Annotated in this window: 3 protein-coding genes; 1 reads left to right on the top strand and 2 read right to left on the bottom strand. The window is 73.4% G+C overall.

Features of this window, described 5'->3' with window-relative positions:
- A partial coding sequence (locus tag C1I93_RS29805) for a cellulose-binding domain-containing protein (protein WP_181445382.1) occupies nt 1-439 on the bottom strand: 439 nt, incomplete at its 3' end.
- A gap of 166 nt (nt 440-605) precedes the next feature.
- Here C1I93_RS29805 and C1I93_RS29800 point away from each other — a divergent pair.
- Nucleotides 606-2,042, top strand: a complete 1,437-nt coding sequence (locus C1I93_RS29800; protein ID WP_223256734.1) for a pyridoxal-dependent decarboxylase — start codon at nt 606-608, stop codon at nt 2,040-2,042.
- Between the two features lie 43 nt (nt 2,043-2,085).
- Here the strand turns inward: C1I93_RS29800 and C1I93_RS29795 are convergent, their stop codons facing one another.
- Complete coding sequence (locus C1I93_RS29795; protein ID WP_223256733.1) at nt 2,086-3,063, bottom strand: sulfite exporter TauE/SafE family protein; 978 nt, start codon at nt 3,061-3,063, stop codon at nt 2,086-2,088.
- Nucleotides 3,064-3,246: the final 183 nt, after the last annotated feature.

Here is a 3,246-nt window from a genome sequence, read left to right as displayed (position 1 = left end):
GGGGTGGGGTGTTCGGGGTGGTGGCGCCGGTGCAGGTGGTGCCGTTCAGCGCGAAGCTGGTCGGCACCGGGTTGCTGCCGGTCCATGAGCCGTTGAAGCCGAAGTTGGCGCTGGCGTTGGTGCCGATGGTGGCGTTGTGGTCGACGTTGCGGGCGGTCACCTGGGTGCCGGACTGGGTGACTGTGGCGTTCCAGGCCTGGGTGACCTGCTGCCCGGCGGCGTAGGACCAGGTCAGGGTCCAGCCGTTGACCGGGTCGCCGAGGTTGGTGACGGTGACGTCGGCGCCGAAGCCGCCGGTCCACTGGTTGGTGACGCGGTAGTCGACGCGGCAGCCAGCGGCGGCGGCCGAGGCAGTCAGGGTGGTCAGCGCGCCGGCGGCAGCGACAGCGGTGGCGGTCGCCGCGGCGAGCAGGACCGCGCGGGGGGCGGCACGAAGCATGGTTCCTCCGGTGGAGGTCGGATACGCGGCGGCCGATGGGTCCGCCACGGTCGATCGATGCCCATGATTGCGATCCCGCGCACCTGCGATGCTATGGCAAGCGCTTTCTGCACACAATCGCTCCGGCGCGCTTGCCCCGAGGCCGGTCCTTTGATCGACTCGCCGGGTGGCTGCACACATGACCCCAGAGGAGTTTCGGCAGGCCGGGTACGCGGTGGTCGACTGGATCGCCGACTACTGGGCCACGCTCCCCCAGCGTCCGGTCACCTCCCAGGACCCGCCCGGCACGCTGGCGGCCGGATTGCCGGCCGGGCCGCCGGAGCGGGGCGAGTCGGTCGAGGCGGTCCTCGCCGACCTGGACAAGCTGATCGCGCCCGGGCTCACCCACTGGCAGCACCCCGGCTTCTTCGGCTACTTCCCGGCCAACACCTCCGGCCCCAGCGTGCTCGGTGACCTGGTCAGCGCCGGGCTGGGCGTACAGGGCATGCTCTGGGCCACCGGACCAGCCTGCACCGAGTTGGAGACGGTGCTGCTCGACTGGCTGGCCCAAGCGCTGGACCTGCCGGAGAAGTTCCGCTCCGCCGGCCCCGGCGGCGGGGTCATCCAGGACTCCGCCTCCTCGGCCACGCTGGTGGCCACCCTGGTAGCCCTGCACCGGGCCGCGGGCGGACGGTGGCGGGAGGTGGGCGTCGAGGGCCGCTACCGGGTGTACGCCTCCACCGAGGCGCACTCGTCGATCGAGAAGGCCGCCCGGATCGCCGGGTTGGGCCGCGACGGGGTCCGGCTGATCGAGGTGGACCCGCAGAGCCGGGCCATGTCGGTGCCGGCGCTGCGCGCCGCGATCGAGGCGGACCGGGCGGCCGGTGTGGTGCCGGCGCTCGTGGTGGCGACAGTGGGCACCACCTCCACCACGGCTATCGACCCGCTGCCGCAGATCGGACCGGTGTGCGCCGAGTACGGGGTGTTCCTGCACGTCGACGCCGCGTACGCGGGCGCGGCGGCGATCTGCCCGGAGCTGCGGTTCGGCCACGCCGGCCTGGAGTACGCCGACTCCTACTGTTTCGACCCGCACAAGTGGTTGCTCACCGGCTTCGACTGCGACGCCTTCTGGGTCGCCGACGCGGGCGAGTTGGTCGAGGCGCTCACCGTCCTGCCGGAGTACCTGCGCAACGCGGCCACCGAGTCCGGCGCGGTGATCGACTACCGGGACTGGCAGGTGCCGCTGGGTCGGCGGTTCCGTGCTCTCAAGCTGTGGTTCGTGCTGCGCTGGTACGGCGTCGAGGGGCTGCGCGAACACATCCGTCGGGGCGTGACGCTGGCCGCCCGCTTCGCCGACCGGGTACGCGCCGACGACCGTTTCGAACTGGTCGCCCCGCACCCGTACGGGCTCGTGTGTTTCCGGCTGCGCGGCCCCGACGAGGCGAACGAGCAGTTGCTGGCGGCGGTGAGCGGCACCCGGCGGGTGTTGCTGACGCACACCCGGGTGACCGGTCGGCACACGCTGCGCCTCGCTGTCGGCGCGCCGCAGAGCACCGAAGTCCACGTGGACGAGGCGTGGGACATCATCTCCGGGGCGGCGGCAGGGCTCGTGCCGCCCGGCTGAGTCCGGGTCAGCGCCAGGGCTCGGGTCGGCCGGGTGAGTCGGGTCAGCGGTCGGCGCCGGAGAACGCGCGGGTCCGGGCCGGGTCGGCCTCGGCTTCGGCACCGTCCGGCCCATCCGGTCCGGCTGGCCCGTCCGGTCGGATCGCCGCGACGAGTGCGCGCTCGCGGCGGGTGCGGCGCAGGATCCGGACCGCCAGCACCAGCGCGGCGACCCAACCCGCCGCCAGCAGCAGGTAGACAAGCACCGGCAGGGTGCCGTCCAGGTCGGCGGCGCGCATCAGGATCCGGGCGTTGGTCAGCACGATCACACCGCCGACCGCCGCGCCGAGCAGTTGGGCCGGGACGATCCGGACCAGCCAGGCCGCGATCGGGGCGGCGATCAGGCCGCCGGCGAGCAGGGCGAGCACGATCGGCAGCAGGAAGCCCTCGGTGCCCAGGCCGATCACGAAACCGAGGCTGGCCGCGCTGGCGACCACGAACTCGGAGGTGTCCACCGATCCGATCACCTTGCGCGGCTCCATCCGCCCGCTGACCAGCAGGGCCGGGGTGGCGACCGGTCCCCAGCCCCCGCCGCCGGTGGCGTCGACGAAGCCGGCGACCAGCCCGAGCGGGCTGAGGAAGCGTCCGCGGAGCTGGCCGGCCGCCGGGTTGCGGCGCAACGGCCGGGAGAAGCGGACGAGCAGGTACGCCCCGAGGGTGAACAGGATCGCGGCCATCCACGGTGCGGCCGCCTCGGTGGAGAGGGTGCTGAGGAAGGTGGCTCCGGCGAAGGCGCCGATCGCACCGGGCACCGCGATCCGGCGCACCACCCGCCAGTCGACATTGCCGAACCGCCAGTGGGCCGCGCCCGCCGCGAGCGTGGTGCCGATCTCGGCCAGGTGCACCGACGCGGACGCGGCGGCCGGTGCGACGCCGGCCAGGAGCAGCAGCGTGGTGGAGGTCAATCCGTACGCCATCCCGAGCGCGCCGTCGACCATCTGCGCGGCGAGCCCGACCAGTGCGATGACCAGAAGCTTGCGCACGGACGCCTCCCAACTTTTCGGCATCTCCTATCGACTTGGTCGACAATGCGGCACGGGTGGGCCCCGGGTCAACCCCCCGACCGTCCAGTGAGACGACGCGCACCGCGTCCGGCCTCCCCCACTGGGCCCAGCACCCCTCGCCGCTTGGCCCCGGGCGGGACGGGGCGCCGGGGGAGAGAGAAC

The organism is Micromonospora endophytica, from assembly GCF_003236305.1.
Taxonomy (GTDB): Bacteria; Actinomycetota; Actinomycetes; order Mycobacteriales; family Micromonosporaceae; genus Micromonospora; species Micromonospora endophytica.
The sequence above is the reverse complement of the archived record's forward strand: the minus strand, read 5'-3'. Positions and strand labels throughout refer to the sequence as shown.